The sequence below is a fragment of the Collibacillus ludicampi genome, assembly GCF_023705585.1.
Classification (GTDB): Bacteria; Bacillota; Bacilli; order Tumebacillales; family BOQE01; genus Collibacillus; species Collibacillus ludicampi.
On the sequence record NZ_BOQE01000001.1, the window covers coordinates 3799540 to 3825467 of the forward strand.

The following is a 25928-nucleotide window of genomic DNA, read 5'->3' on the forward strand; positions in this document are numbered from 1 at the left end:
ACTTTGATACGGTCTTTCGGCATGAATGATCACACTCCTTCCTCCATTGAAAATGTGTAGTTTGGCGGGCGTAATGCTTTGCGTTCGCGCTCCGTGGAGGTCGTTTCAGCGGGTATATGCATTGCGCTTATGCTCCGTGAAGGTCGTCTCGCATGGAATCATAATCAAATGTTACGAGACGGCCTTCAAAGTCGCTATTACGCGCAATGCATATACCCTTTACGTCCGAAAGAAAGCGAGACGACCTCCAAAGTCGCGGTCTCACGCAAAGCATTACGCCCATCCAAAGACACTATTCACTCTTCTGCTGGTGCCGTTTACGGTATGAATGTGACTTTGTAAAAACTTGTAGCTCGGTGGTTGATCCCTCTTTTTCGTCCGAAAGCATTCCATCTGATCATCAACAGTATCGTCTCGCGTCCTGTTCGACTATACATACAATCTTGTACTGATCTCAATACAAAAAAGACCTGACAGTGAATGTCAGGCCTCGAATTTTTTGCTTATATCCAACCGCGCAGTTGGCACGCTTCAGCTGTACGGCGGATCCCCACCATATAAGCAGCCAAACGCATATCAACTTTTCTTGCTTTCGCCGTTTCATATACCGTATGGAAAGCGCGGACGAGAATATCCTGAAGTCGGCGGTCAACCTCTTCCTCCGTCCAGTACAGTCCTTGGTTATTTTGTACCCATTCAAAATAAGATACGATCACACCGCCGGCGTTACCCAGCACGTCAGGAACAAGCAAAATGCCGCGTTCCGTAAGGATTTTGGTCGCTTCGATCGTGGTCGGGCCGTTTGCTGCTTCGACGACGATTTTTGCGCGGATGTTATGAGCATTTCGGCTGGTGATTTGGTTTTCGATGGCAGCAGGTACGAGAATATCGCAATCCAACTCCAACAATTCTTCGTTTGTGATCGTGTTTTTAAACAGTTTGGTCACAGTACCGAAAGAGTCACGGCGATCCAACAAATAATCAATATCGAGCCCATTCGGATCATACAATGCACCATATGCATCGGAGATACCGATCACCTTGGCACCGGCGTCATGCATGAATTTCGCCAAGTAACCACCCGCATTGCCGAATCCCTGTACGACAACGCGCGCTCCTTTCAATTCGATTCCTTTTACTTTAGCAGCTTCCTGAATCGCGATCGTCACACCGCGCGCAGTTGCGGAATCCCGTCCGAGAGAACCGCCGAGAACCAATGGTTTACCTGTAATGAAACCTGGAGAGTCGTGTTCGCGGATACGGCTATATTCATCCATCATCCACGCCATGATTTGAGAGTTTGTGTATACATCAGGCGCCGGGATGTCTTTCGACGGACCGACCACTTGAGAGATTGCACGAACATAGCCGCGGCTCAATCGTTCAAGCTCGCGGAATGACATTTCGCGGGGTTCGCAAATGATTCCACCTTTACCACCGCCATATGGCAAGTTCGCGATCCCGCATTTTAAAGTCATCCAGAGCGAGAGCGCTTTCACTTCGTCTTCTGTTACATCCGGATGAAAGCGAATTCCACCTTTGGTGGGGCCAACCGCATCGTTATGCTGTGCGCGGTAACCCGTAAATACTTTGATGCTCCCGTCATCCATTCTCACGGGAATGCGAACAGTGATAAAACGAAGCGGTTCTTTTAACAACTCATACATCTCTTGGCTGAAGCCAAGTTTATTCAACGCTTCTTTGATAACCATCTGTGTCTGTGTCAACACATTCAGGTTTTCCGCTTGTTTTGTTTCTTGAGTCGTATTCTGAGCACTCATGTTATTTATTCGACCACCTTTATGTAAGTACAAGGAGTATTTCGCCTACAGTATATACCTCATTCGTCATCTTGAAAAGATGAAACAATACTTTCCTTTTTCGATCGCTGAACAATTAGGCTGAAATAAAGACCTTGTGTAGCCCTATGTACCTTTTTTAACGTTATCCTCCAATATCCGCATCAACGTCATCCGGATTGTCATACACAATCAAGGTTTCTTCGTCACCTTTCGCTTTGCCAACAGGTACCGCTTCCAAATCGTCCGGATTATCTTTGTCCGCTTCTTCGTGAAATATCTGTTTCCTATTCTTTTCATCTGCCATGACGGTCTCCTCCTATGGCTCGTCGTCGTGCACGTCTATTGTATTGTCTAGGATCATTTTTCCCGTCGGCAGTTCATTCATGCAAATTGCGATCATCGTCTCTCCCCGATGATCAATCCCAATTTTCCTGCCACCCATGCAGTGGTGCCTGCTTGCAAGACAATGGTGATCAAAATCGCCATAAAAGTGACAGAAGCGATCGCTTCCATATGTGCGACTCCCATTCCTGCGATCAGCCCAACGAGTGCGGCAGGAATGACTCCCGTTTCTCGTATCCAAAACATAAAAAGGATTTCATTCCATCTCCACTTTGCCTTACGGTCCGGGAGCGTACATGCGAGTACGGTCAGCGGCCTCGCGATCAACATAAACACTGCGACAATCCCGAGTCCTGGCAGCCAATACGTTTTCAGCGCTCCCAGATTGACTTGCGTACCTAACAGAACAAAAATCAACATGCGCATCATCAGGGTGATACCATCGAATACGTGAACGACAGCCGACAACTTCTCGTCGCTTTGCCGTAATCCCAAAGCTTCATGATTGCCCAGCAGGACACCTGACGTGAATGTAGCCATAAAACCGGAAAAACCGAGTTGATCAGCAGTGAAATATGAACCAATCGCCGCGGTGATATACGCGATCGCCGGATAGTCACGAAGAAATCCGTATCGTTCGGAAATCAAGACCGCAGTCATCCAACCCGTAAGCAAGCCGATACCGATCCCACCGCCTGCCATTTTGATAAATGAAAAAGCACTTGCGGTAATCGACCACGTTGAAGTCCCAAGCACGATCCCTAGGATCGTAAAAGTCAGGATCGAACCTGTTGCGTCATTAAAGGCACTCTCGCTTTCCACCGTTTGTCTTACTCGTTCATCAATATGTACCTGTTTGAAAACAGGTATGAGTGTCGCTGGATCCGTCGATGGCTGTCAGCAGCCATGCATAGATCATAGGCAGATGCAGGAACTTATAGGCGGCAAGTGCCGTCACGGCAGCCGTAATCAATACGCCGGGAACCGATAAAAACAAAATGGTGGGCCACACCTGTTTTAATACACGAAAGCTAATGCCGCGTCCCCCATCAAAAAGAATCAGGGTGGCTACAAGGACGATGACAAATTGATTGAACGTCGATCCGACCGGTACATGAACCAAGTGGAAAAAAGGACCGATGATGATGCCCGCTAGCAGAAAGATAGCAACATCAGGAATTTTAAGAGAATCGGCCAGTTTTCCAGCCAGCATTCCCGTCAACAAAACGATAATCATTAAAAAAAGACTCTGATGAACGATCTGCAAAGCTTCCGATTCGATATTAATATACCTCCTTTTTTATAACTTGGAAAAATTCGTGTGCCGAGCGTAGGGTACCCCCGCAAGGCGTTTGCACTTTGGAGAGAAAACTCGGCGGTGTCTACCCGAATGTATCATATGTTCGACCCGATTCACAAGCAGATGTCAATTGCTCAAGATCTTTCCAGAACGGAACCGGAGACGGTCAATGCGTGATCCAGATCCGAAATGATATCTTCATGATGTTCGATTCCTACGGAGAAACGCAATAGACGGTTCGTCACTCCTAAAGAATTGCGAATCTCTTCCGGGATGTCAAAATGAGTCTGTCGGGCTGGATACGTGATCAGAGATTCTACCCCACCTAGACTTTCGGCGAATGTAACCAGTCGAACTGCAGAAAGAATGTGTTCGACAAGGCGTTCATCCACCACATCGAATGACAGCATTCCTCCAAAGCCCTTGCTCTGTTTCTTTTGTACATCATACCCGGGGTGAGTTTCGAGCCCTGGATAATAAACTTTTTCCACAAGTGGATGTTGAGACAGCCATTGAGCCACGCGCCAAGCATTTTCTTGATGACGTTCCATACGCAAAGCAAGTGTTTTGATCCCCCGCAGCAATAGCCAACAATCCTGAGGTCCCAAAACGGCACCGATTGAATTTTGCAAGAAATACAACCGTTCCGCCAACTCCGGATCTCGGGCAACCACCAATCCTGCAAGGACATCGTTATGACCTCCAAGATACTTTGTAGCTGAATGGACGACAAGATCTGCTCCCCAATCAAGAGGTCTTTGCAAATAGGGAGTCATAAACGTATTATCCACAATCGAGAGAATATTATGCCTCTTTGCAAAACGGCAAAGTTCTTGCAAATCGGTAATTTTCATTGTCGGATTTGTTGGGGTTTCCACAAACACCGCTTTTGTTGAAGGCAAGAGCGAAGCCTCCACCGCGTTCAGATCCGATGTATCTATATAAGTGGCTTCTAATCCATATGAACGAAATACTTGCTCCAATAACCGATACGTACCTCCGTACAAGTCATTGGAAACAATCAGGTGATCACCGGGACGAAAAAGAGTGAACACACAGGAAACAGCTGCCATTCCGGAAGCGAAGGCAAATCCCCGGCACCCACCTTCCAGTTCCGCTATCGCTTCTTCCAAAACTTTCCGAGTTGGATTTAAGGTGCGCGTATAATCAAAACCGGTACTTTGTCCTAAAGAGGGATGAGCAAATGTCGTGGAATGATGAATAGGAAAAGAGATCGCACCCGTTACGGGATCCTTGCGATTTCCGACTTGCGCTAATAATGTGTCCATTCTCATCGTGATCAACTCTCCTTCAAACATAAAATAAAAAAGTCTTTCTCCTAAGAGAAAGACTACGGTTTCCAGAACGGAATCTCTTATCTCTCAGGATGGTAATCCTGCAGGAATTGGCACCGCTGCATCGAAAGATGCCGGTTGCCGGGCTTCATCGGGCCAGTCCCTCCGCCAACTCTGGATAAGAATCAGAATCTATTCAATTTATGTTATATTTTACTTTACAGTCTTCCTGTTCGTCAAGAGATATTTCCCAAAAAGAATGTCTATGATCATACCAATCATTAGCTTCACTGGAAAAATATAAGCCATCCATTTGTCCACAACATGAAAGGATTGGGAGTGGGTATGACCTCTTGTACCGCCGATGAGCGGTTGAATGGTCGGGATGCGTCTCGCTACATTCCCTAGATCAGTCGCTCCTTGTATCACAGGACGAATCATGACCGCATCTTTACCGAGCAGTCGTGTAATCTGCTGTGAAGCAAGATCGGTTAATACACTGTCTTGGGAGAAAGGAGCATATCCGTTTTCTTTTTCTATATGAAACCGGAAAAAAACCTGTCGAATCGAGTTTCTCAGTTGTTGTATCAACCTTTCCTGGATAACTTCGTCGTAAGAAGTTTCAAAAATATACAATACTATCTCAATCGCCCCATCCCCTCCTTTTTCGCTCAGCACAACACGCCGTTGTCCATCCGCCTGCACAAGTCGAATCCATTCTTGCAGATGTTGATGGATCTGGCACCATGCGCGAAATCGTGAACCTTGGTATTCACAAATCAGCCGCAGAAGCCAAAAACCCTCCGTTTGAAAACCTACAATCACCCGTCGTTCAGGGAGATCATCAGCGAGATGTACGGATATAACCGCATCGATATCATCAAATAATCCTCTCTGCAGGAAATCCAGCTTTCCTGACCAATCCATAATTCGTCGTTCTAGCAAAAGCTTTTTGCGGTATTCGCTTTCCTCATATTCTTCTGCAGGACATGCGAGAAACCGCACCTCTCCTCCTGCCCAATGCATGATGCCACAGTTCGCCAAAATCATGGCTGTTGCCGCCATCGTAGAAATTTGCATATGATGCCCGCATAAATGTCCGTTCTCCAGCCCATCCAGATCCGCCGTAACGGCTATGCGAGGGCCTGGGCGTCCTGTATATAAGGATGCAGCGACACCGGTGACTGCGATACCCCATTTCACATCTAGATTAGGGATATGTTTAAAGTAGTCCGCGAGCATACGGCTCGTTTGAAATTCCGAAAAACCTGTCTCCGGCGTATTTTGAAATTGCTCTGCAAGCCTGATGATTTCATGTCCCCTGTTTTCCACCTCTAACCAAAGGTGTTCTTTCCAATTTGTGGTAACCATTTCCACCTCCACAGGTCGTTTCTTCTCCTCTACAAGTCTTGCCAGTCATAGCGTTTATGAAATCGCGCAAAATATCCCTATGAAAGGAGCGATCGTATGAGTGAAACGGACACAAAGCAAACAGAGCGAGCCAAAACAACTTTGTCTGTTTGGCCTGTCATTGCACTTTCACTCGTGCCACTGATTATGGTATTAGGCAATTCGATGCTCATACCGATCCTGCCTACCATGCAAGAACAACTTCACATCAGCAAATTACAAGTCAGTCTCGTCATCACCTTGTTTTCCGTTCCTGCTGGCATCATTATACCATTTGCAGGATACTTGTCTGACCGTTATGGAAGAAAAAACGTGATCATACCTTCCTTGGTTCTGTATGCGCTTGGGGGACTGGTGGCGGGTCTTTCCGCATGGTTATCAAAAAACCCATACTGGATGATTATGTTAGGAAGAGTTCTTCAGGGCGCAGGCGCCGCAGGGACAGCTCCGATCACGATGGCACTCATCAGCGATATTTTTAAAGGGGATCAACGCAGCAAGGTACTGGGTATCAATGAAGCGGCAAACGGATTGGGTAAAGTATTGTCCCCCATACTCGGCGTTCTCGTCGCAATGATCGTCTGGTATGCCGCTTTTTTTACATTCCCCATTCTCTGCAGCCTTTCTGTTCTCCTCTTATGGTTCTTAATCAAAGAACCTGCGATGCAGGGTGAACCTCAACCATTTTCACAGTATATGCAAACACTCAAAATCATTTTTAAGAGGGAATGGAAATGGTTACTTACCGCTTATTTCGCTGGAGCGTGCGCTTTGTTCATTCTATTTGGTGTACTTTTTTATTTGTCTCAACTTCTTGAAGAACAATATCGTATCGATGGGATCCCCAAAGGCGGAATCCTTGCCGTTCCATTGCTAGCTATGGCAAGTACATCTTATATCACAGGAATAAAAATCAAAAAACGATTTGGTCTTATGAAATGGCTTGTCGTAACAGGTTTTTTCCTGCTTGCAGGCTCTCTCGCATCTGCCGCTTTCTTTCGTAATCCTTATGTTTTGCTTTTCTTTCTCGTCATTTCCGGGATCGGTACGGGTCTTACACTCCCTTGCCTGAACACATTGATAACATCGGCTGTCTCCAAAGAAGAAAGGGGTATCGTCACTTCCTTTTATGGTGCCGTACGTTTTTTTGGCGTCGCATTCGGCCCTCCCATTTTTACATGGTTAATTGATGTTTCTCGCGTTTTCATGTTCCTAACAGTTTCCGGGCTGGCACTACTCGTCGGACTTCTCTCCATGTGGTTGATTCGACCCCGTAGCCCCAACAAAGGAGGAACCAACCAACCGCGTAAACAGCCAGATCATATCGTAATGGGCAAGAGACGTGTATTTGGCAGGATAAGAGCTCGGGTGTAGCAACCTGCACCTGAGCTCGCATAACATATTGCAGTCTCTCCCGTGACAAACACCCAGAGGAGTCAGGAAGAGGAATTGTTGGGAAAGGGGCCAGATCATGGATCAACTTGCAATGAAGCGAGCTTGGGACGACCTTCTCGCGAATCCGATCGAAGGGCGCTTCTCTAAGCCTCGTATCAAAGGAATAACCATGTTGTTCGACACCGGCTTAGGCTTACATGAGACAGAAGATCTGATTGATCTTGCTTCCACTTACATCGATTTTGTCAAAATCGGTTTCGCTTCCTCGAAACTATACCCCGAATCGGTTTTGCGGCGTAAAATTATGCTTCTTAAAGAAAATCATATTCACGTCTATCCGGGCGGTACATTTTTGGAAATAGCCATCCTGCAAAATAAATGGCGAGAATTCATGCAACGCTGTGCAGACTTAGGATTTAGCGCGATTGAAGTATCTGACGGTACGATCGCATATGAACGCTTCCTCCGCCGCGAAGTGATCAAATTTGCTCAGTCGCTCGGCTTACTCGTATTAAGTGAAGTGGGAAAAAAAGAGAGTGGATGCTATCTTCCAGTTGATCATCTGTACGAATGTATTTGTTACGATCTGGAATACGGGGCTTTTAAAGTCATCATCGAAGGCAGAGAATCGGGGAAAGCTGTCGGTATGTTTGAAAAAGACGGAACATTACGCAAAACGGAAATTGAAGAACTTTGCGAGAAACTAGGGAGCTCGGATCCAATCATTTGGGAGGCGCCTCTTAAGAACCAGCAAGTAGAATTCATTCACATGTTCGGAATCAACGTCAATGTCGGCAATATCAATCCCCGCGATGTCCTCTCATTGGAATCGTTACGTTGCGGGTTACGCAGCGATACATTGCGTTACACAGTCCATCCGGAATTTTCACTGAACAAGAAAGCATGACTCGCCCTGATTGTCCATATAGTGAAACAGATGGACAGAAGGGGCGATTGGAGGTATGTTTGGAGAGATCGTATTAGTCATCCTCATTATCGTTGGCATCATCGGCCGATCGAACATTTTAGCAACTGCTGCCAGTGTACTTCTGATCTTAAAACTTACTCACCTGCAACGTTTTTTTCCAATGCTTGAGCGGCGAGGCTTGGAGTTGGGGCTCTTATTCTTAATGATTTCCGTACTCGTTCCGTTAGTGAACGGAAAAGTTCAAACGAAAGATTTATTAAGTACTTTTTTTACAATGTCAGGTTTGTTCGCACTGATTGGCGGCATCCTGGCTACATACCTTAACGGCCAAGGTCTTTCGATGTTGAAGGCTGAACCTCAGGTCATGATTGGTCTTGTCATCGGATCGATCATAGGGATCGTTTTCCTGAAAGGAATCCCTGTCGGACCACTCATGGCTGCAGCGATTGCAGCGTTAATGCTTAATATTATTAAAATGTTTCAGTAGAACGTATGAAAACCCGGATGAGAACCATCCGGGTTATTTCACGCAGGAAAGTATTTGATCAGTTCTTGGATAGCCGTACGGTCGATGATCCGTTTCCCATACTCTTCAAGTACCGCGTGCGTGACAGAAGACAAATCCCCGTATTCATGCAAAACGGCCCAAACCGAATCATAATCGGCTCCAGCGACTGATTCCTCTTCAAAAAATAAAAAATAACGATCTCTATAATGATAAAGGGAACATCCCTCTTGTACGACTTCTTTTAGTTCACGAGCTACGCGAATGACTTCTTCAAAGTCATTGAATACGAAAGTGAAAGCGCCCAGAGAGTCAGCAGAATGGAGGTTCATTTCAATCGAGCCCAGTTCTTCATTTTGTTTTTCCACGGCTCCCGGTAACGATGAAATTTGCGTGACGATGACCACAACACCCTCTGTAGGCATCGTAAACGCTTCGATCGCGATCGGACCAATCACTTCAAAGCCAACCTCGACATAGGCGCGTTCCATCATATCCCAAAATAATTCCTGCACCTTACGTCCGTTTTGCCAAATTTCCTCGCGATCAATTCCTCGTTCCTCCAAGTCATCATAGCTGATAAAGATTCGAACTTTATTTTCTCCCAGCCTCTCCACGTGCATCCATATCACTCCTTCGTAGAGAGAAGACCTCTAGTTAGTAGTAAAGATTATGCGCAAGGGCATGTATACGTTCGGTATGCCCTTACGTCGATTGACGTATGACCATATCATGCGGCAAGATCACCGAATAGGAATCGACAGGTTCATCATGCAACAACTTCGTCATCAAGCGCATCGATACAGCTCCCACATCATAAAGAGGTTGAACAATCGTCGTTAATTCAGGACGAACCATGAAGGTCAGCCGCGAATTATCAAAACTGATGACTTTCACTTGTGAAGGAATTTGATACCCCGCCTCCTGGCAAGCATGCATCGCGGCTGTCGCCAATTCATCGGTAGCTGCCAATACAGCGTCCAATTGTTTTCCTTGGGCAAGCCATTGCTTCATAGCGGTCAGTCCGGTTTCATAATCGGTATCTTCACATTCGAAGAGGAGCGGTTCGAGCATTTGCTCTTGCATGACTTGCAAATACCCGGAATAGCGGGGTTCACCCAAGACCAAATGAGAACGCGGTCCTCCGAGAAATAAAATTCGTCTTGCACCTTCTTTCACAAGGAATTGTGTCGCTTCATATGCTGCCTGGCGGTTATCCACATTCACCGATGGTATACGGTTTTCCGGGTCCACCGTATTCACGAGTACAACAGGAAGTTGTGCATCCTCAAACGTTTTTACCAACTCCTGAGAAATATCATGGCCCATGAACAAAAGTCCATCGACTTGTTTCTCCCACATGGTACCGATCAAATCTTTTTCGCGTTCCAATTGTCCGTCTGAGTTACACAAGATAATATGATACTGATACATTCTGGCAATATCTTCTATTCCACGAACCATCTCAGCAACGACAGGTGCAGAAACATCGGGCACGATTACGCCGATCGTTTTGGTACGTTTGCTCGCTAGCCCCCTTGCCACCGCGTTGGGACGATAGTGAAGTTTTTTTATAGCATCCAATACTTTTTTTCGCGTTTCCTCTTTGACAACCGCTGTACCGTTTAATACCCGGGACACCGTTGCCATCGATACGCCTGCTTCTCTTGCAACATCATAAATCGTAACGTTCACCGGGTGAACACCTCATTTTTAGTTATCATTTCACTATATAATAGCATAAACGATAAAAAATAAAAACACAGACTTTTTATCGCCTGTGTTTGATAAAAGAATTTGGAGCGGAAAACGGGACTCGAACCCGCGACCCTCGCCTTGGCAAGGCGATGCTCTACCACTGAGCTACTTCCGCATCTGGTGGACGCTGACGGGATCGAACCGCCGACCCCCTGCTTGTAAGGCAGGTGCTCTCCCAGCTGAGCTAAGCGTCCAGCAAAATTCGGTATCTGTCTTCATTGATTTTTTACTTGAATGTTCAACATGGTGGAGGTAAGCGGATTCGAACCGCTGACCCCCTGCTTGCAAGGCAGGTGCTCTACCAACTGAGCTATACCCCCAAATGGTGCGGGCGAAGGGACTTGAACCCCCACGGTTTCCCGCTGGAACCTAAATCCAGTGCGTCTGCCAATTCCGCCACGCCCGCGCAATTACACTTTCTTTGGCTGGGGAGGTAGGGATCGAACCTACGCATGACGGAGTCAAAGTCCGTTGCCTTACCGCTTGGCGACTCCCCAATGGGGTGGATGATGGGAATCGAACCCACGAATGCCGGAGCCACAATCCGGTGCGTTAGCCACTTCGCCACATCCACCAAGAATTATCAATGGCAGGGGCAGCAGGACTCGAACCCACGACATGCGGTTTTGGAGACCGCCGTTCTACCAACTGAACTATGCCCCTGCGTAACATGGAGCCAGCGACAGGAATCGAACCTGCGACCTACTGATTACAAGTCAGTTGCTCTACCTGCTGAGCTACGCTGGCATGTAAATGGCGGAGCTGACGGGATTCGAACCCGCGATCTCCTGCGTGACAGGCAGGCATGTTAGGCCTCTACACCACAGCTCCAATATGGCTCCTCGAGTAGGATTCGAACCTACGACCCTCCGGTTAACAGCCGGATGCTCTACCGCTGAGCTATCGAGGAATGCGACATGAAATAATATATCACGATTCAATCATCTTGTCAACATATTTTCTCTCGCTCTTTGATTTTGGCAAATCTCGCGGTGACGTTTGTTATACTATCACGTTTTGTTTTTCTACTCAATAGTAATTGTTCATGATCAGAGAACAAAATTAATTATGAAATGAATTCATCCTGTCTTTTCATTTTCAATGAATCGATTCTCTAGTTTTTATACAGCTGGAAGTCGTCTCGCAACATTTGACAGTAATCTAAACGAGACGACTCCAGGAAGCACAATATTAGCCCATCAAAGATTTTCAGAGCCGTGTTTTACCGACACCTCATTTTGCGTGACTGTCTTCAAAATCCCAAGGTACAAAGATAATTCCAAGTGCAATTGCTGCGGTTTCGCTCGATCAGGAATCAGAATGGTGACACGGCGGCCAAGTCCGTCTGTCAATTCTTGAACATCTTCAAGCGTACAGTTGCCGTAATCCCTATGAATCAGCGTCATGTTTTTTGTGACGGCAATAGAACCATAGCGTTCCACAGCCTTCTTCATCCGTTCCTGCGGCGAGAGCTCCAGTTGATTTTGCACTTCCGTTTTCACTTTCTTCTTTTGAAGAGCCACGCGCCATGTAGACTTCAAAAGACCTGTCTCGTAGAGAAAACGGGACGGCTTGACCTTCTTGCCTTGATATCGCTCAGGCGCTGAGAGGTACAACCGTTCTTTTGCTCTTGTCATACCCACGTAGAGAAGTCTTCGTTCCTCCTCTAGCGCTTCTTCTGTATGCTGATCGTTAAGCGCCTTTTCGTGCGGCATCATGTGATGCACAAGTCCAATAATGTAAACACTGTGAAACTCTAAACCCTTGGCGCGATGCAAGGTCATCAGTTGAATCCCCCTGCGAGAGCTTCTGGACTGACGGACACATTCCTGTACCCGATCCACGTGCTCTAAAAATGCGAATATCGATTCATACCCCTGCACCGCTTGCGCTAATTCATCCAACGGTTCCATAACCCTTTGCATGTCATTCCCTGTAGAATCAGCATACTCGCGCAAATATTTCTCATAACCGATTTCATCTCGGATATAGCGGAGTGCTTCTTGAGGATTCAAGAGTTTTATCCGTTCGATGTCACGGATGAATTGTTCCAATTTTTTAATCTGGTAGATTTCCAATCCTTGAAGCTTCGACAAGGAATCAACGAGGCTCAAACTTTGCGAACGGGAAATCCGGTGCAATTCATCGATCCACCTCGTTTCATACATATAACGTTTGGGCCGATTGATGATCTGTACGAGACTGTCAACATCATTTGGATTTTGAGCGAGTCTCATGTAGGATAAAATATCCCGCACCTGCCATTGACGATAGAAATCGCTATCCGAATCATAAATCGTAAATGGAATCTCCCTTTCCACCAAAGCATCGATGAGCGCACGCACCTGATTGTTCGTCCGGTATAAAACAGCATGTTGTTCAGGGGGAATGCCGCTTTTGATCCCCTGTTCAATTTCGGATAGAATCTGCTCAGCCTCGTCTTTCTCATCGTTCGGTCGAATCACGTGCGGCTCTTCTCCCTCGCCGTTCATTCCTTTGAAATCCTTCTGTTGACGTTTCCGGTTATGTACAATCAAGCGTTTGCTTGCTTCTATGATCTGTTGGTGCGAGCGATAATTGGCCCCCAGAATTACTTTCGCCGCCCCGGGAAACGTTTTTTCGAAGTCAAGCAGGTATTCGACCCGGGAACCTCGAAATCTATAGATCGATTGGTCGTCATCACCGACAACAAAAATGTTGTTATGTACAGCTAGTTGTTTGATCAATTCATATTGGGCATAATTCGTATCCTGAAACTCATCCACCAGGATATAACGGTACCGTCTTCTGTATTCTTCGAGTATCTGCACATTCGATTTTAATAGGCGATGACATTCGACGAGAATATCGTCATAATCCCACCAGCCTTTTTCTTTCTTCAATTCTTCGTAGATGGTAAAACGATCGCGGAACTTGACATTCTCCGGCTTTTCCACGCGAATCCGTTCAGGCAAAATGAGATTGTTCTTACAAAGTCCAATCTTTTGCAAGAGATCGGCAACTTCTTCCTCTGTGGCATCCGCTCCCGTTTCCTGTAATGCACGACGAAGCAACATTTTTTGTTCCGCTTCTCCCATCAATTTCGGTACAGAACCGAGCTTTCTGAGAAGTATCCGCAAAAAGACTGAGTGAAATGTGCCGATTTCACACGCCTTTGCCCGCAAATCTCCCACTCCTGGCAATTGTGACAAGCGAACTCGCATTTCTTCAGCAGCAGCGCGGGTAAATGTAACGATCAGCAATTCTTTCGGTAAAATGCCTCCTACTTTTAACATGTAGGCTGCACGGCAGGTCAAAACGGTCGTTTTTCCGCTGCCTGGGCCAGCAAATACAACCAAAGGACCGTGAATATGACGAATCGCTTCTTTTTGCTCGGGACTGATTCGAATCCCGTGTTGTGAAAGCAACAGAAAAAACTCCATTTCCGTCAGGTTCATAAGCAACCCCTTAACAAAATAGAAATCAATCCAAAAAACATCCGATAAGAGTCCGAAGATAACCATATACCATCTAAGCCAGTCCTGTTAAGAGGATGTTCAAAAGTAGGTCTTCTTCTTGAACACACTCTTTAATTTGGACTGGCTTAGATCAGGATCTATGGATATGGAACGGATTGCGAATCCCTATCCTGGCTGAATATACGCGATTCAATAAACTCCCACTTATCGACAAAAGCTTGAATATGTTGAATTCGTATGGCAAGGCGTTTCTTCTCATCCATTAATCTAGCAATTCCCGACAGATCATCCTGATAGAAACATTGCAACACTTCTTTCTCCTTTTGTTGCAACATATCCCGCCAAACATCAAGCAGTCTCCTTAATCGTTCAAAACGATTCTCCAGTGAATCGGTGCTTGCATCTTTCATAGGGGATTACACATGCACCATTTCCTCAGCTTTTACATTCCATTTTTTTAACAGTTCTTGAAGATCTGTCGAAAATTCAGCGTTGCGTTTTCTCTCTTGCATGAGACGTTCGATACCTTTTAGATCATCATTATGGAAATAAGCCATCACTTCCTGAGGGATTTGTTGATCTCTTTCTTCCAAACGGTTCAAATACGCTTCCAACTCCATAAGAATGGATGCAATCAGATCTTTTTTTGCAGTCATGTATTTTTCCTCCGTTTCTTCGTTATTCAGCATGAAATGGCTCTCTTTATCTCTTTTGTCAGAAGCCTTGGCCTCGTTGGAAGGGGGATCTTGAAAAGCCAGCAATTCAATCTGTCCATCCGATCCGACTTGAAAACGGGGATCCAATTCCGGAAAGAAGACGATTGTCTCACCTTTGGAATCAACCGCTACTAATTCCAGTAATTCTTGGCGATTGGCATTCCGGACATTGAGGGTTGTCATTAAATCGACAACTTCATCATTGATAATACTCCACTCCGTCAATGTCCACTCACCGCTTGTGAGACGAGCGAAACGCCAATCCCGTTCGAAATCCACGCGCGACATCAATTCTCCTCGGCTTCGTTTCGTCACTTGTTGAATATGCCGTAAAAGCTCTCCATGTTTCTGGGGATACATTTTTTCCGCAAGAAACTTATAAGCGAGGTCATGCAAGTCATCCGGCACATGTTCACGCATCACGTACCGATTGCCCTTCCTTTCAAAGACCCCGCTTTCCGTTGAAAGAGCCATATGTACCCTTACCTCAATCGTATCTCTGTTCTTCTCATCCATAGCGAGCCAATGTTCTTTTACGATCTGGACAATATCCTCTTCTGTCATCGGTTCATTATAAACATAGAATGTTCGCTTCAGGAAGCCTTCAAGACTGTACCGCAGTGACCTGGAAACATGCTGCAGCATACAGATCAACTCCTTACATGGCGACGATAAACGTTTGTATTTTACTTCGACGTATACCACCGAATTCCTTTCTTGACTTTCTTTACTTTGCCGAATCCAGTACAATCTTTTTCATAGGAAGGAGTGGCATGAGAAATTGGCACACATTTTTGCAATTGGAGATCTTCATCTCTCTTTTTCCGGCGAAAAGCCCATGGATATTTTCGGTAAACAATGGGTCAACCATCCGGCCTCCATCAAACATCACTGGGAACAAGAGATACATTCCGATGACTGGGTTCTGATTCCTGGAGACATTTCATGGGCTATGAAACTGGAACAAGCGGCTGTGGATCTCGAATGGATCGGCAAGTTGCCGGGGAAGAAAATTTTGACGCGAGGAAATCATGATTATTGGTGGACAACGATATCAAAAGTGCGAAAAACACTTCCGGATCACATGTTCGCTCTCCAAAACGACGCGATGTTGATCGGCGATATTGCCGTATGCGGAACAAGAGGTTGGAACTGTCCCGGGAGCTACGATTTTGATGCACATGATGAGCAAATCTATATGCGTGAAGCGGGGAGACTTCGTCTCGCTTTGGAAAACGCGAAAAAGCTGTCCTCTCGCATTTGGGTGATGCTGCATTACCCCCCAACAAACGAGAAACATCAACCTTCGCTTTTTCTTGATCTCATGCGTGAATATCAAGTCGAACATTGCATTTACGGTCATTTGCATGGTGAAGGACATCGAGCAGCGTTATTGGGAGAATTCGAAGGTATTCACTTTCATTTGGTGTCATGCGATTTCCTTAACTTTGCTCCCAAGCGTATCATTTGATTTATAATACAAAAAGATGCCTTGTCCTTCTGCGACAAAGCACCTTTTTCTAATTCTTAACTGCGATGGATGAGATCAAACACTTCCTTGCGCGCGACGGGGTCTTCAGCATAAATGCCTCTTACAGCTGTCGTAACTGTTTTGCTTCCAGGTTTATTGACCCCACGCATGGTCATGCACATATGTTCAGCCTCGATGACAACCGCTACTCCGTGTGGTTCCAACCGACTCATAATGGAATCTGCAACAGTAGCGGTAATCCGCTCTTGCAATTGCGGTCGGCGTGCAACCGTCTCAACAAGCCGCGCCAGTTTCGACAAGCCCGTGACGCGACCTCCCTTCGGAATATAAGCAACATGAGTTTTTCCAAAAAAAGGTACGAGATGGTGTTCACACACAGAATAGAACGGAATATCACGAACGAGTACGAGTTCTTCATGAGATTCATTAAAAATCGTTGTTAACTCATCTTCAGGATCTTTATGTAACCCTGCGAAAATTTCTTCATACATTCGCGCGACCCGTTTGGGTGTATCCAACAATCCTTCGCGATCAGGATCTTCCCCAACCGCTTCAAGAATCATGCGTACAGCTCGGACAATTTTATCTTGATCAAATGACATTGACGATTCCTCCCATTATGTACCGAAAGACCAAAAAATCACACCTACTATATCATAAGTTTAAAATCATTCCAATACGATATATCTATTATGCGGGAGCCAAATATTTATCATGTATATAAAAATGGGCAACCAAAAGTTGCCCATTAGGATGTTAATTGCTGTTATTTGCTTTTGTACCACTTCCTGTACCATTTCCGGAACCGCTTTGTCCGGTTCCACTGTTCGAATCCGTACCTCCCGATTGTGTTCCAGTACCGGTTGATCCGGATCCGGAACCGGCAGATCCTGAACCGTTGGTTCCTCCTCCCGTTTTGTTTCCACCAGTTCCATTATCACCGCTCGTTCCCGTTCCGTCAGTTCCGCCATTGGTATTGTCATTTTGACCGGACGTATCACCGGAAACGTTGTGTTTATGATTTTTGGACTTGCCTTTTTCTCCGCCTTTTCCTTCCTTATCATCGGGCAATGACGGTGAAACAGTAACCGGTGCGGATTTCGCTAACTCATGATTGTTCGAGTCAACGGCCGTCACGATATAAATATAGCCTTTCGACGGATCCACATTCTGATCTGCAAAAGAAGTATCTTTCGTAGTGCCAATGAGGATCCCGTTCACCGCTTTACCGTCTACATTATCTGCCCGGAAGACTGCGTACGTGACATCACCGTCTAGCGCGTTCCAAGAAAGTTGTACCGCATTTCCCGTATTCGCCGCTTGCACGCTCAATGTTTGCGTTTGTGAAGGTTCTTCCTTCTTAGTAGGAGCGTTTTGCACGGGCGGGGCTTCAAAATAGGTCATAGGCTCACCCTGTGTGACACGGGACATGACCGTGCTGAAAAACTTCGCGGCGATCTTACTGCCTTCGGGAACGTTTTCCCCGTGACTGGAATCATCAAATCCCATCCAAACGGCCCCTACATACTTCGGCGTGTACCCGACAAACCATGCGTCACGGTTACTTTCTGTTCCGTATTCGGTACTACCCGTTTTTCCAGCTACAGGTTGGCCGGTTGTTAATTGTGCGTTTGTACCCGTACCGGATTGCACGACATCTTGCAAGAGAGATGTCATCGTTCGTGCTGTCTCCGGTTTCATCACTTGAATCTGTTGCGGATTCGCTTGAGCGATCACGCTTCCGGATTCCGTTTCAATCTTTTGGATCGCATAGGCTGGAATGCGTACGCCGCCATTATCGAATGCGTCGTAAGCATCGGCCATCATCAAAGGTGAGACGCCGTTTTTCATACCACCAAGAGCGATCGCTAAGTTGTTATCCGAATCGTCAAAGACGATACCCGCTTTTTCAGCAAACTGCTTACCTGTGTCAATACCGATTTCTTGCAACAAGGATACGGCCGGGATATTCCACGATTCGCGCAGAGCTTCCCTCATCGTTACTTGGCCACGTCCTCTGCCATCCCAGTCTTTTGGCTGATAGTCTCCAAATTGGGTTCCCGCCCGGTCATTGAGCAACGAATAGGGACCATATTGCCCAGAATCGATCGCCGGCCCGTATACGACCACCGGGTTAATCGAGGATCCCGGAGAACGTCGCATCTGGAATGCGCGGTTAAAGCCGCCTCCCAGTTGATGTTCGCCTCTGCCGCCGACCATCGCCAGGATCCCTCCGGTTTTCGGGTCAGTGACCACCATCGCTCCTTGCGCTTGCGAATTCCCCCAGTTGGCAGGGAAGTTCCGATCTTTCTTAAATTCATCTTCCATGATCGATTGGATCTTGGGATCCAAATTCGTGTAAATGCGCAACCCACCGCCGATAATCTGATCTTCCGGAATTTGATAAAGATCAGACGCTTCTTTAATCACATAATCCAAATAATACGGATATTTGATTTCATTCTGAGTGTCCATCTTTACAGCAGGTTTCTGGTACGGGACTTTTTTCGCCTGGTCCGCCTGTTCCTGCGTGATATAACCGCTTTTCACCATATTGTCAAGGACGATATTGCGGCGTTGAATCGCCGCTTGTGGATTGACAAGCGGATTATATAGCGACGGCGCTTGAGGCAAACCGGCAATCAATGCACCTTCCGCCAGATTCAAGTCGCTCGCCGGTTTTCCAAAGAATGTTTCTGCTGCCGCTTCGACACCCAGAGAATAGTTGGGCGCGCCAAAATAGGCTCGATTGAGATATTTCTCAAGAATTTCATCCTTAGAGAAATGGCGTTCGATTTGGGCTGCATAGAAGATTTCTTCGATCTTCCGGGTGAACGTTTTTTCCTGACCAAGGTAAACGTTTCTCGCCAATTGCTGTGTGATTGTGGAAGCCCCTTGTTCTTTGGAACCTTTCAGCACATCGACGTAGATCGCCCTGAGAATACCGCGGATATCCACCCCGCTATGCTCGTAAAAGCGATTATCCTCAGTGGAGACAACCCCTTCGATTACATACTTGGAGATTTTGTTTAAGGGCACATATGTGCTATTGTCCGGCTTCATTTTCGCCACTTCATTACCACTTTTATCATAGATGACAGTCACATGATCGAGATTATCCAGTTTCGACGGATCGAATGCAGGGAGTGCAACCGAACACCCGACCACGAAGACCACGCTGGTAACGATCAGTGCAATCAAAAAGCTTATGAACAGCTTTTTCTTCATGTAAGCTTCACCTCTTCTAGCATTGTACTGTATTTTCTATTTCTCGACGAGTAGTACAAAGCAAGCAGAACACGTTCTACCAGAAGAAATTCGTGTTTATACCCAATTACATCCGCCTCACGAAGCAAACAAAAAAAGGGGATCTTCCCCTCTTTCTCTTGCGCGTATAGCAACATCGAAGTACCATAAGTATAACATATTCGGTTCTGATTATCGCTTTACTAGGGGAAATTAGAAGAATTTGGAGGGAATTACCGATCAAACGTAAACAAGCTACCCATATTGAAGAGGTATATATTATTCTCACAGAGGAAAAAGAAGATTATTATTTCAATCCAGAAGGTGTATTGTTCATCGATGATCTCGGACATCACACCCTTTATTGTTCGGATGTCCGGCACAATTTCTTACGTCAGGTCATACAGAAGTTTCCCTATCGCTCGCTCGAAGAAGGCATCACCTTCCGGGAGCATCATGTGAAGCTCCAAAACATCACCATTTCCATGACAGAAAAGTATGGAACGGAATTACCCATGATGACACAAGTGCTACATGATCTTTACAAGCGATCTCCCCGTCAATACGACTTTTTGGCAAAGTTTTTGCAGAATCAGCAAACAAACTCCTACTATGCACCATAACAGCAATAACTCTATAGAGGCGTAGCGTAGTTGTGAAAATTTTTTCCCTCTGGATAGAGAGGCCGTCAGGGGAACACGGACGAAATCATTCGTCCGGCTCAAGACGGCCGCCCGATCACAGGTTTCGGTTTGATTCATCCTCCCCGCGCTCAATCGGCCCAAACCAAGATAACATTCCCCCATGAAAATTATGTACTTTTTTGAAACCCAAATTTTGCAGGTATTTTGCAACACTATACGATCGTCTGCCGCTTCTGCAAATGAATACATATTCTTCATCCGGATTCAATGTATCAACAATTTCCGGTATTGTTCCCATCGGGATCAATTTGACACCCGGGATATGCCCTTCCACGTATTCATACGGTTCTCGCACATCGATCAATGTAACCCTCGGATTTGTTTGATTTTTTTCAAAGAGTTCCAATAACTCTTCCGCATCAAAATTGGAGATTCCATTCAGTAAAAACGGCACGGTTTGACACTCCCAACATGATTAATATCCAACTTCTACAGCCGCATTCACGATGTAGACAAGATCGTTGACGTCCCCTTTCTCAGGCAGAACGACTCCGCTGGAACAGATCAATCCACCTTGTACCACTTTGACTTCTACTTGTCCGTAAGGAAAGGCTTCTTTCACCTTCGCAATGTCCAATTTTTCCGCATCTATGGGAACCCCAAGAGTAACTCGAACCTGCATTTCATCTAGACTTTGATTCGGTAATACACTCCGAAGACCCGGCATCGAATTGTGCCCGATCGCATCTTTCACGGCGCGAATCGCAGCCACGGTTATATCCTGACCGTGCAAATCGACGCCCATGCCGATTTCAATGAACATGACTTTTTCCATAATGGCAATACCCCCTTTGGTTTTCTTTTTTTACTATACATCAGTGAATGGAAAAGGGCCACAATCGCAATCAAACAACTGTGCCCCCTTGTACAGTTTGGTGCATTCTTCCGTTCTCTTCGTATGTATTTACAACAAAAAAGTACATACTTTCCAATACCGCTGGAACAGTATTGGAAAGTAATGAGTAAGACTCTTACTTTGTATTTTTGCGTATTTTTCCCATCAATTCATCCAATGCTTTTCGTACGACATCAATCGCGATCGCGAATCCGATCCCTTGTGAACTTTGTGATACCGCCGTATTAATACCGATTACTTTTCCTTTGGAGTTAATCAGAGGTCCGCCACTGTTGCCCCTGTTGATAGCCGCATCCGTTTGTATGAGATGTGCATAATGACGGTCTCCGATCGTAATCGGACGCTCTTTGGCGGAAATCACCCCAACCGTAACCGAATGATCGAGCCCTAGAGGGCAACCAATGGCTACCACCCATTCCCCGACCCGCACATCTTTTGAGCGTCCGAAAGGAAGCACAGGAAGATTCTTCTTTGGTAGTGCAGCTTTCAATACGGCCAAATCAAGATCATAATTTGTACCGATAACTTGCACGGGCACCGACTGTTTCTCGCCGAAAAAACGAACCTTCACAACTGTGGCGTCATGAATCACGTGTTCGTTTGTCAGGATGTATCCCCCTTCGTGAAAAAGGAATCCTGTTCCGATATTCATAACCTTATTATCGCTCGGCGATTCGGCAAAGAGTTCCCATGGGACTCCAAGCATCGATCTTGCAGGCTGTTTCCTGTCATGTAACACCTCTATATACACGACAGACGATTTATAGCGATCAACGATATCGGCGAAGCTGAAATTGTTTCGTGACGGGATTCGGCCACTCCCTTTTTTTCGTAAAGAAGTTCCTTTCCCCTTTTTCACGCCGCTCACCTCACAAGGTGTGGGATGTCATATCATTGTATGTCGAGCGAATGGACGGGGTGAGCCCAACAAAAAGGGGTATGTCTACTTAAGGCCAAGCATATCATATGATGATCATGTTGCCGTTAGGAGGAAAAGCGATGGATCACTTTCTGATAACCATTCCTGCCGCCATGGGACTCGGCGTGCTCCACTCTCTGGAACCCGGGCATGGAAAAGGGGTAATGAGCGCATATCTGGTATCCTCTCGCTCCAGTATACGCGACGCGATCCTGATCGGTTTCGTATCAGCGCTTTCACATACATTTTCAATTCTAATTCTTGCCTTTGTGGCAAACACTACAATTCGATACCTTCCTTCTCACTTGGAACATTGGATCGAACTGGTCAGTGGCTGTGTGATCTCACTTATGGGTATCAGTATATTATGGAAACAAATGTTTCCTAAGGTAGTAACTATCGGGCGAATTGGTCACCATGCCCACGTGACTGCATGTTCACATGGCCATGTACACGGACACGATCATCTCGAGGAGACAGTCGTTTTGCATGGTGAAGACGCCTCGTTTTTTATACGCAAACGCCGTCTACTCGCTTTGGGCGCCTTCACTGGTCTCATTCCGTGTCCAAGCGCTCTAGCCATCTTACTCGCTTCCTTCACGGTACAACAAATCTATGCCGGCATCGTGCTTGTTCTCGTATTTTCACTTGGCAGCGCCATGACGATGAGCACACTGGGAATCCTCATACTAAAAGCCAGTCGTTCGTTAGATTACCTGGAAAAAAGCCGTTTCTCTCAATCCATGACCAAATTGTCGGCTATGTTGATCACTTGCCTTGGAGCCCTCGTGTTGTATCGTGCACTTATTCATTTCAGTATGGTTCCATAAAGAAAATATGAAAAGCCGATCATTTGGGTCGGCTTTTCACAGGCTGTTTATTTTGAGACTTGTTCCGCTTTCGAATCAATTTCTTCTTTGGCTTGCGGCAATGTATTCAGAAACTCCATCCCACGTGTCAATTTGTAAAAAAGATCACGAGGAGTACGGCCGCCGACGATCGCATTGTTCCTTATCGCAAATGGAACATCCGCACACAAGCCGCATATCTCCTTACCCGCACAATCCACAATTTCGATTTTCTCGTTTGGATATTGCTCTTTTAATTTGTCATAGACCGATTGAGAATAAAGTTCAAGATTTTTCTTACAAAATTTTAAAGTAAGAGAAGACATGATCGACAACCCCTTTGCTATTCCTCTATCTTCTCTTATATTACAGCAACCAAATTATATATGCTATTCCATATTCCGATCAAATGACGTCATTTCGTACAATCGCATAAGACTCGAGCTGGCAATATGTACAAGTCAACAAGTGGATACAAGTACCCACTTTTTGATGTACCTGCGGCGTCAGTTCATAAGGGCTATAAGGGCCGACGAAATCTGTCATCGGGCCATCGTCTTCGAGCCAAGAGCCGCATTGTTTGCATGTCTCCTGCAATTTTGACAAGCCGTTGCATACCGGGCATACGTGTTCCATTGGATCATCTCCCTGAGAGCCGATAACGCACCGCATATTTGCCTTTCTTGGTTCTGAAAATCTGAACGATAGGTTCCCTGATTCCCATCATCATTTGATCATCACGCACACACATCGCGACATAGGAGGCAATCGAACGATTCTCGTACGTTCTCGCTTCATACAACCAAGTCATTTGTTGCACTCCTTTTCCGGAAACTGATGAAATATAGTATGATCCGATCACACTCGTATCATCCTTCTTTTGCATCAGTGATCCGATCCAGAATAATCTCTACCAGTTGCTGATGAAATCCCAAGTGACGCCCCATTTGTATTATGACGTCCGGGTGCTTCGCTCGAGCCTGTTCCATCAAGGCAGGTAGGTCCTCCTGAACATGCGTCCCGGCCAATAAAAAGAACGGAATGACGATGACATGGTTTGCTCCTTTTGATACACAAGTGTCAATCGCTGTGAGAACATCCGGACGCGCTAGTTCCAAATATCCAACTTCGACAACCTTATAATATCCTTGCTCGCGAAGAGCTTTTCCGATGTACATAACGTCTTGATTTGCCTCGTCGGAACGACTTCCATGAGCAATGATCACGATACCCGTATGCAAGCGCATATCCCCTTACTTATGGTTATTCGTCGCACTTCTTGGTACACTAGGGTCATACAGAACGATGGAAGGAGTTCAACCATGAGTCTTGTCGTCATTGAGGTATGTGATATAAATCCGATATCAAGTGAAGATTTAGAATCATTCGAGAGAAAATATAATGGTGTTACCGTGTTACGTTCCCCTTGTCTCAGTCATTGTGAGATCTGTGCAGCTTCTCCATATGCCTACGTGAACGGGGAACTTATCATCCGGGAAACAATTGTGGAACTTATGCAGGCGATCGATGAAGCCATCCAATCAGAACTTGCCAACTGGCAGTAAGAGGCCGCTTTCAAGTAAAGCGGCCCGGATTTTACACGCACCAATCGACTTTCACTTTATACCCCGTATGCTTTTTCATATTGATAACGCCTTGATCAAGGATCAGATACTGTCCTTTAATTCCAGTCAAAATCCCTTCGATCTGAGGAATTTTATCAAACGTCAAAGATTTTACCTTTTCCATTTCCCCTGTCATCGGATAAGTAAACTCAAAGATCTCGTCCACTTCTAACAGATAACTTCGATATTCTTCCGGCAAAATCTCTTTTACTTGTTCTCTCACCCTTATCAAATCCACATCTTCAATCTGTCCGCGCAACATTTTGCGCCAATCTGTCTTGTCAGGGATATGTTGAGAGATGAGAAACTCCATCTCACCCGCAAGTTTCCGAGTCGGTGTCTCGGCAAGCGGAATGGCACGGACAGCGCCTTGATCCACCCACCTGGTCAATTCCCTGTTTTTTCGGGTTAAACCGACTTTGATTCCGGAAGATACAGCGAGATAAACGTAATGAGGAATCATACAATGGCTCTCGGCAAACGATTCATCACGGCATGTTCCAAGATGGTAATGGCATTCATGCGGTTTCACGATGCAGAGATCACATTCCGCGAGTTTAATAAAACATGGATAACAATACCCGTTATTATATAATTTTTTACTGATTCTTCCACAATGACAGCAAGCTTTTTCATCAAGATATGTCAAAACAATCTTCGTACCGATTCTTTCATTCAGTGAAAACCTTTCGTCACCAACGACAAGGTAATAACGAACGGGCGAAGAAGGTTCATGTTGCAATTCCGATAAATACCCAACGGCAGACACGGTGAAACTCCTTTCTCCTCAACCTATGTATTTTGGAAAACGAATTCTATCTCATATCATAACCATGCGCACCAAACGGCTTGGGTGCTTCTTGAATGCCTTCAAACAAAAACATCCAGCCGTTCTCACCGCGATAAGCCCATATATCAGCCGTTTCGTCAATCATGATCAAATGAAAAAGACTCATATTGGTTTTAAAATACGGACTCATATGTTCATCATGTAATCGCAGATTCAATACACGATTTTTATCTGTTTGATTCACGCGAATTCCGTCGCGAATCGGAAAACCAGCCACCACTTGCGAGGGCAGAAGGTTTTCTTTTCGATGCTTGTTTAAATAATCGTAAACTTGACGGGCTGCCCTTGCTTTTCGACTGGTTTCAAGAATATACGCGTAATACATGCGTCAGACCCCTTTAAAGTTTATCTTTATTAACGATACCACACCACGACGCATAAGAAAAAGCCCCCCTCGGTCACCAGCCAGATTAGGGGGGCTAGAAAAGAAGATCTTCTTTTATCTGTGAACCATTATATCGGACTTGCCCGGAAAAATG

General features: G+C 45.7%; 27 protein-coding genes, 10 tRNA genes, 1 pseudogene and 1 riboswitch. Of the genes and pseudogenes, 7 read left to right on the top strand and 31 right to left on the bottom strand.

Going from position 1 to position 25928, the window contains the following annotated elements; all coding sequences use genetic code 11:
* Nucleotides 1–503: 503 nt before the first annotated feature.
* The 5 genes and pseudogenes from DNHGIG_RS19205 to DNHGIG_RS19225 all read right to left on the bottom strand — a co-directional run bounded on the left by DNHGIG_RS19205 (nucleotide 504) and on the right by DNHGIG_RS19225 (nucleotide 6110).
* Nucleotides 504–1781, bottom strand: a complete 1278-nt coding sequence (locus DNHGIG_RS19205) for a Glu/Leu/Phe/Val family dehydrogenase (protein WP_282201118.1) — start codon at nucleotides 1779–1781, stop codon at nucleotides 504–506.
* A gap of 163 nt (nucleotides 1782–1944) precedes the next feature.
* The gene (locus DNHGIG_RS19210) at nucleotides 1945–2106 is read right to left on the bottom strand and encodes a hypothetical protein (RefSeq protein WP_282201119.1); all 162 of its coding nucleotides are present in this window, start codon (nucleotides 2104–2106) and stop codon (nucleotides 1945–1947) included.
* A gap of 92 nt (nucleotides 2107–2198) precedes the next feature.
* Nucleotides 2199–3381, bottom strand: a pseudogene (locus tag DNHGIG_RS19215) (cation:proton antiporter).
* Between the two features lie 197 nt (nucleotides 3382–3578).
* On the bottom strand, nucleotides 3579–4739 hold the full coding sequence (locus DNHGIG_RS19220; protein WP_282201120.1) for a trans-sulfuration enzyme family protein: 1161 nt from the start codon (nucleotides 4737–4739) through the stop codon (nucleotides 3579–3581).
* A 77-nt stretch (nucleotides 4740–4816) separates the two neighbouring features.
* A riboswitch (SAM riboswitch) is annotated at nucleotides 4817–4924 on the bottom strand.
* A 28-nt stretch (nucleotides 4925–4952) separates the two neighbouring features.
* On the bottom strand, nucleotides 4953–6110 hold the full coding sequence (locus DNHGIG_RS19225) for a M20/M25/M40 family metallo-hydrolase (RefSeq protein ID WP_282201121.1): 1158 nt from the start codon (nucleotides 6108–6110) through the stop codon (nucleotides 4953–4955).
* Between the two features lie 96 nt (nucleotides 6111–6206).
* On the opposite strand from DNHGIG_RS19225, the gene DNHGIG_RS19230 reads away from it, so the two are divergent.
* The 3 genes from DNHGIG_RS19230 (at nucleotide 6207) to DNHGIG_RS19240 (ending at nucleotide 8959) form a co-directional block, all read left to right on the top strand.
* Nucleotides 6207–7523 (top strand): MFS transporter, encoded by a 1317-nt coding sequence (locus tag DNHGIG_RS19230; RefSeq protein WP_282201122.1) that lies wholly within the window; start codon nucleotides 6207–6209, stop codon nucleotides 7521–7523.
* Between the two features lie 97 nt (nucleotides 7524–7620).
* Complete coding sequence (gene comA / locus DNHGIG_RS19235; RefSeq protein ID WP_282201123.1) at nucleotides 7621–8451, top strand: phosphosulfolactate synthase; 831 nt, start codon at nucleotides 7621–7623, stop codon at nucleotides 8449–8451.
* A gap of 55 nt (nucleotides 8452–8506) precedes the next feature.
* A complete protein-coding gene (locus tag DNHGIG_RS19240) occupies nucleotides 8507–8959 on the top strand; it encodes a DUF441 domain-containing protein (RefSeq protein ID WP_282201124.1) in 453 nt (150 codons plus the stop codon).
* Between the two features lie 38 nt (nucleotides 8960–8997).
* Here the strand turns inward: DNHGIG_RS19240 and DNHGIG_RS19245 are convergent, their stop codons facing one another.
* The 15 genes from DNHGIG_RS19245 to DNHGIG_RS19315 form a co-directional block, all read right to left on the bottom strand.
* The gene (locus DNHGIG_RS19245; protein ID WP_282201125.1) at nucleotides 8998–9600 is read right to left on the bottom strand and encodes an adaptor protein MecA; all 603 of its coding nucleotides are present in this window, start codon (nucleotides 9598–9600) and stop codon (nucleotides 8998–9000) included.
* An 82-nt stretch (nucleotides 9601–9682) separates the two neighbouring features.
* The gene (locus tag DNHGIG_RS19250; RefSeq protein WP_282201126.1) at nucleotides 9683–10672 is read right to left on the bottom strand and encodes a substrate-binding domain-containing protein; all 990 of its coding nucleotides are present in this window, start codon (nucleotides 10670–10672) and stop codon (nucleotides 9683–9685) included.
* Between the two features lie 103 nt (nucleotides 10673–10775).
* Nucleotides 10776–10850 (bottom strand) — tRNA-Gly (locus tag DNHGIG_RS19255).
* Between the two features lie 3 nt (nucleotides 10851–10853).
* A tRNA-Val gene (locus tag DNHGIG_RS19260) sits at nucleotides 10854–10929 on the bottom strand.
* Nucleotides 10930–10979: 50 nt separating this feature from the next.
* A tRNA-Ala gene (locus DNHGIG_RS19265) sits at nucleotides 10980–11055 on the bottom strand.
* A gap of 3 nt (nucleotides 11056–11058) precedes the next feature.
* Nucleotides 11059–11141: transfer RNA gene (locus tag DNHGIG_RS19270), tRNA-Leu, on the bottom strand.
* 16 nt (nucleotides 11142–11157) lie between these two features.
* A tRNA-Gln gene (locus tag DNHGIG_RS19275) sits at nucleotides 11158–11232 on the bottom strand.
* A 1-nt stretch (nucleotide 11233) separates the two neighbouring features.
* Nucleotides 11234–11309, bottom strand: a tRNA-His gene (locus DNHGIG_RS19280).
* A 13-nt stretch (nucleotides 11310–11322) separates the two neighbouring features.
* Nucleotides 11323–11398: transfer RNA gene (locus tag DNHGIG_RS19285), tRNA-Trp, on the bottom strand.
* An 8-nt stretch (nucleotides 11399–11406) separates the two neighbouring features.
* Nucleotides 11407–11482, bottom strand: a tRNA-Thr gene (locus DNHGIG_RS19290).
* A 7-nt stretch (nucleotides 11483–11489) separates the two neighbouring features.
* A tRNA-Asp gene (locus tag DNHGIG_RS19295) sits at nucleotides 11490–11566 on the bottom strand.
* 4 nt (nucleotides 11567–11570) lie between these two features.
* Nucleotides 11571–11645: transfer RNA gene (locus tag DNHGIG_RS19300), tRNA-Asn, on the bottom strand.
* A 289-nt stretch (nucleotides 11646–11934) separates the two neighbouring features.
* Nucleotides 11935–14172, bottom strand: a complete 2238-nt coding sequence (locus DNHGIG_RS19305) for an ATP-dependent helicase (protein WP_282201127.1) — start codon at nucleotides 14170–14172, stop codon at nucleotides 11935–11937.
* A 158-nt stretch (nucleotides 14173–14330) separates the two neighbouring features.
* Nucleotides 14331–14603 carry a hypothetical protein gene (locus DNHGIG_RS19310; RefSeq protein WP_282201128.1) on the bottom strand — a complete coding sequence of 91 codons (273 nt, stop codon included), beginning with the start codon at nucleotides 14601–14603 and terminating at the stop codon, nucleotides 14331–14333.
* 6 nt (nucleotides 14604–14609) lie between these two features.
* Complete coding sequence (locus tag DNHGIG_RS19315; RefSeq protein ID WP_282201129.1) at nucleotides 14610–15554, bottom strand: hypothetical protein; 945 nt, start codon at nucleotides 15552–15554, stop codon at nucleotides 14610–14612.
* Between the two features lie 136 nt (nucleotides 15555–15690).
* Here DNHGIG_RS19315 and DNHGIG_RS19320 point away from each other — a divergent pair, with 136 nt between their 5' ends.
* Nucleotides 15691–16380, top strand: coding sequence for a metallophosphoesterase (locus DNHGIG_RS19320; RefSeq protein ID WP_282201130.1), 690 nt, complete (start codon nucleotides 15691–15693; stop codon nucleotides 16378–16380).
* A gap of 56 nt (nucleotides 16381–16436) precedes the next feature.
* Here DNHGIG_RS19320 and folE read toward each other — a convergent pair whose 3' ends face one another.
* Together folE and DNHGIG_RS19330 are read right to left on the bottom strand one after the other, a co-directional pair.
* Complete coding sequence (gene folE / locus DNHGIG_RS19325) at nucleotides 16437–17003, bottom strand: GTP cyclohydrolase I FolE (protein ID WP_282201131.1); 567 nt, start codon at nucleotides 17001–17003, stop codon at nucleotides 16437–16439.
* Nucleotides 17004–17157: 154 nt separating this feature from the next.
* A complete protein-coding gene (locus DNHGIG_RS19330; RefSeq protein ID WP_282201132.1) occupies nucleotides 17158–19629 on the bottom strand; it encodes a transglycosylase domain-containing protein in 2472 nt (823 codons plus the stop codon).
* A 347-nt stretch (nucleotides 19630–19976) separates the two neighbouring features.
* Between DNHGIG_RS19330 and DNHGIG_RS19335 the strand changes: the two genes are divergently transcribed.
* Nucleotides 19977–20270 (top strand): hypothetical protein, encoded by a 294-nt coding sequence (locus tag DNHGIG_RS19335; protein WP_282201133.1) that lies wholly within the window; start codon nucleotides 19977–19979, stop codon nucleotides 20268–20270.
* A 115-nt stretch (nucleotides 20271–20385) separates the two neighbouring features.
* Here DNHGIG_RS19335 and DNHGIG_RS19340 read toward each other — a convergent pair whose 3' ends face one another.
* The 3 genes from DNHGIG_RS19340 to DNHGIG_RS19350 form a co-directional block, all read right to left on the bottom strand.
* The gene (locus DNHGIG_RS19340) at nucleotides 20386–20745 is read right to left on the bottom strand and encodes a rhodanese-like domain-containing protein (RefSeq protein ID WP_282201134.1); all 360 of its coding nucleotides are present in this window, start codon (nucleotides 20743–20745) and stop codon (nucleotides 20386–20388) included.
* Between the two features lie 21 nt (nucleotides 20746–20766).
* Complete coding sequence (locus DNHGIG_RS19345) at nucleotides 20767–21126, bottom strand: Lin0512 family protein (protein ID WP_282201135.1); 360 nt, start codon at nucleotides 21124–21126, stop codon at nucleotides 20767–20769.
* Between the two features lie 196 nt (nucleotides 21127–21322).
* Nucleotides 21323–22066: a S1C family serine protease gene (locus DNHGIG_RS19350; protein ID WP_282201136.1), complete on the bottom strand. Its 744-nt coding sequence runs from the start codon at nucleotides 22064–22066 to the stop codon at nucleotides 21323–21325.
* A 140-nt stretch (nucleotides 22067–22206) separates the two neighbouring features.
* On the opposite strand from DNHGIG_RS19350, the gene DNHGIG_RS19355 reads away from it, so the two are divergent.
* Nucleotides 22207–22956 carry a nickel/cobalt transporter gene (locus DNHGIG_RS19355; protein ID WP_282201137.1) on the top strand — a complete coding sequence of 250 codons (750 nt, stop codon included), beginning with the start codon at nucleotides 22207–22209 and terminating at the stop codon, nucleotides 22954–22956.
* Between the two features lie 47 nt (nucleotides 22957–23003).
* Here the strand turns inward: DNHGIG_RS19355 and DNHGIG_RS19360 are convergent, their stop codons facing one another.
* The 4 genes from DNHGIG_RS19360 to DNHGIG_RS19375 form a co-directional block, all read right to left on the bottom strand.
* Nucleotides 23004–23300, bottom strand: coding sequence for a DUF1450 domain-containing protein (locus DNHGIG_RS19360; RefSeq protein WP_282201138.1), 297 nt, complete (start codon nucleotides 23298–23300; stop codon nucleotides 23004–23006).
* Between the two features lie 79 nt (nucleotides 23301–23379).
* A complete protein-coding gene (locus tag DNHGIG_RS19365) occupies nucleotides 23380–23610 on the bottom strand; it encodes a hypothetical protein (protein WP_282201139.1) in 231 nt (76 codons plus the stop codon).
* Between the two features lie 4 nt (nucleotides 23611–23614).
* The gene (locus DNHGIG_RS19370; RefSeq protein WP_282201140.1) at nucleotides 23615–23785 is read right to left on the bottom strand and encodes a hypothetical protein; all 171 of its coding nucleotides are present in this window, start codon (nucleotides 23783–23785) and stop codon (nucleotides 23615–23617) included.
* 58 nt (nucleotides 23786–23843) lie between these two features.
* A complete protein-coding gene (locus DNHGIG_RS19375) occupies nucleotides 23844–24221 on the bottom strand; it encodes a sirohydrochlorin chelatase (RefSeq protein ID WP_282201141.1) in 378 nt (125 codons plus the stop codon).
* A gap of 75 nt (nucleotides 24222–24296) precedes the next feature.
* On the opposite strand from DNHGIG_RS19375, the gene DNHGIG_RS19380 reads away from it, so the two are divergent.
* Entirely contained in the window at nucleotides 24297–24539 is a 243-nt protein-coding gene (locus tag DNHGIG_RS19380; RefSeq protein WP_282201142.1) for a YuzB family protein, read from the top strand.
* 31 nt (nucleotides 24540–24570) lie between these two features.
* Here the strand turns inward: DNHGIG_RS19380 and DNHGIG_RS19385 are convergent, their stop codons facing one another.
* Nucleotides 24571–25368: a DUF2797 domain-containing protein gene (locus DNHGIG_RS19385; RefSeq protein ID WP_282201143.1), complete on the bottom strand. Its 798-nt coding sequence runs from the start codon at nucleotides 25366–25368 to the stop codon at nucleotides 24571–24573.
* Nucleotides 25369–25414: 46 nt separating this feature from the next.
* Entirely contained in the window at nucleotides 25415–25774 is a 360-nt protein-coding gene (locus tag DNHGIG_RS19390) for a hypothetical protein (RefSeq protein WP_282201144.1), read from the bottom strand.
* Nucleotides 25775–25928: the final 154 nt, after the last annotated feature.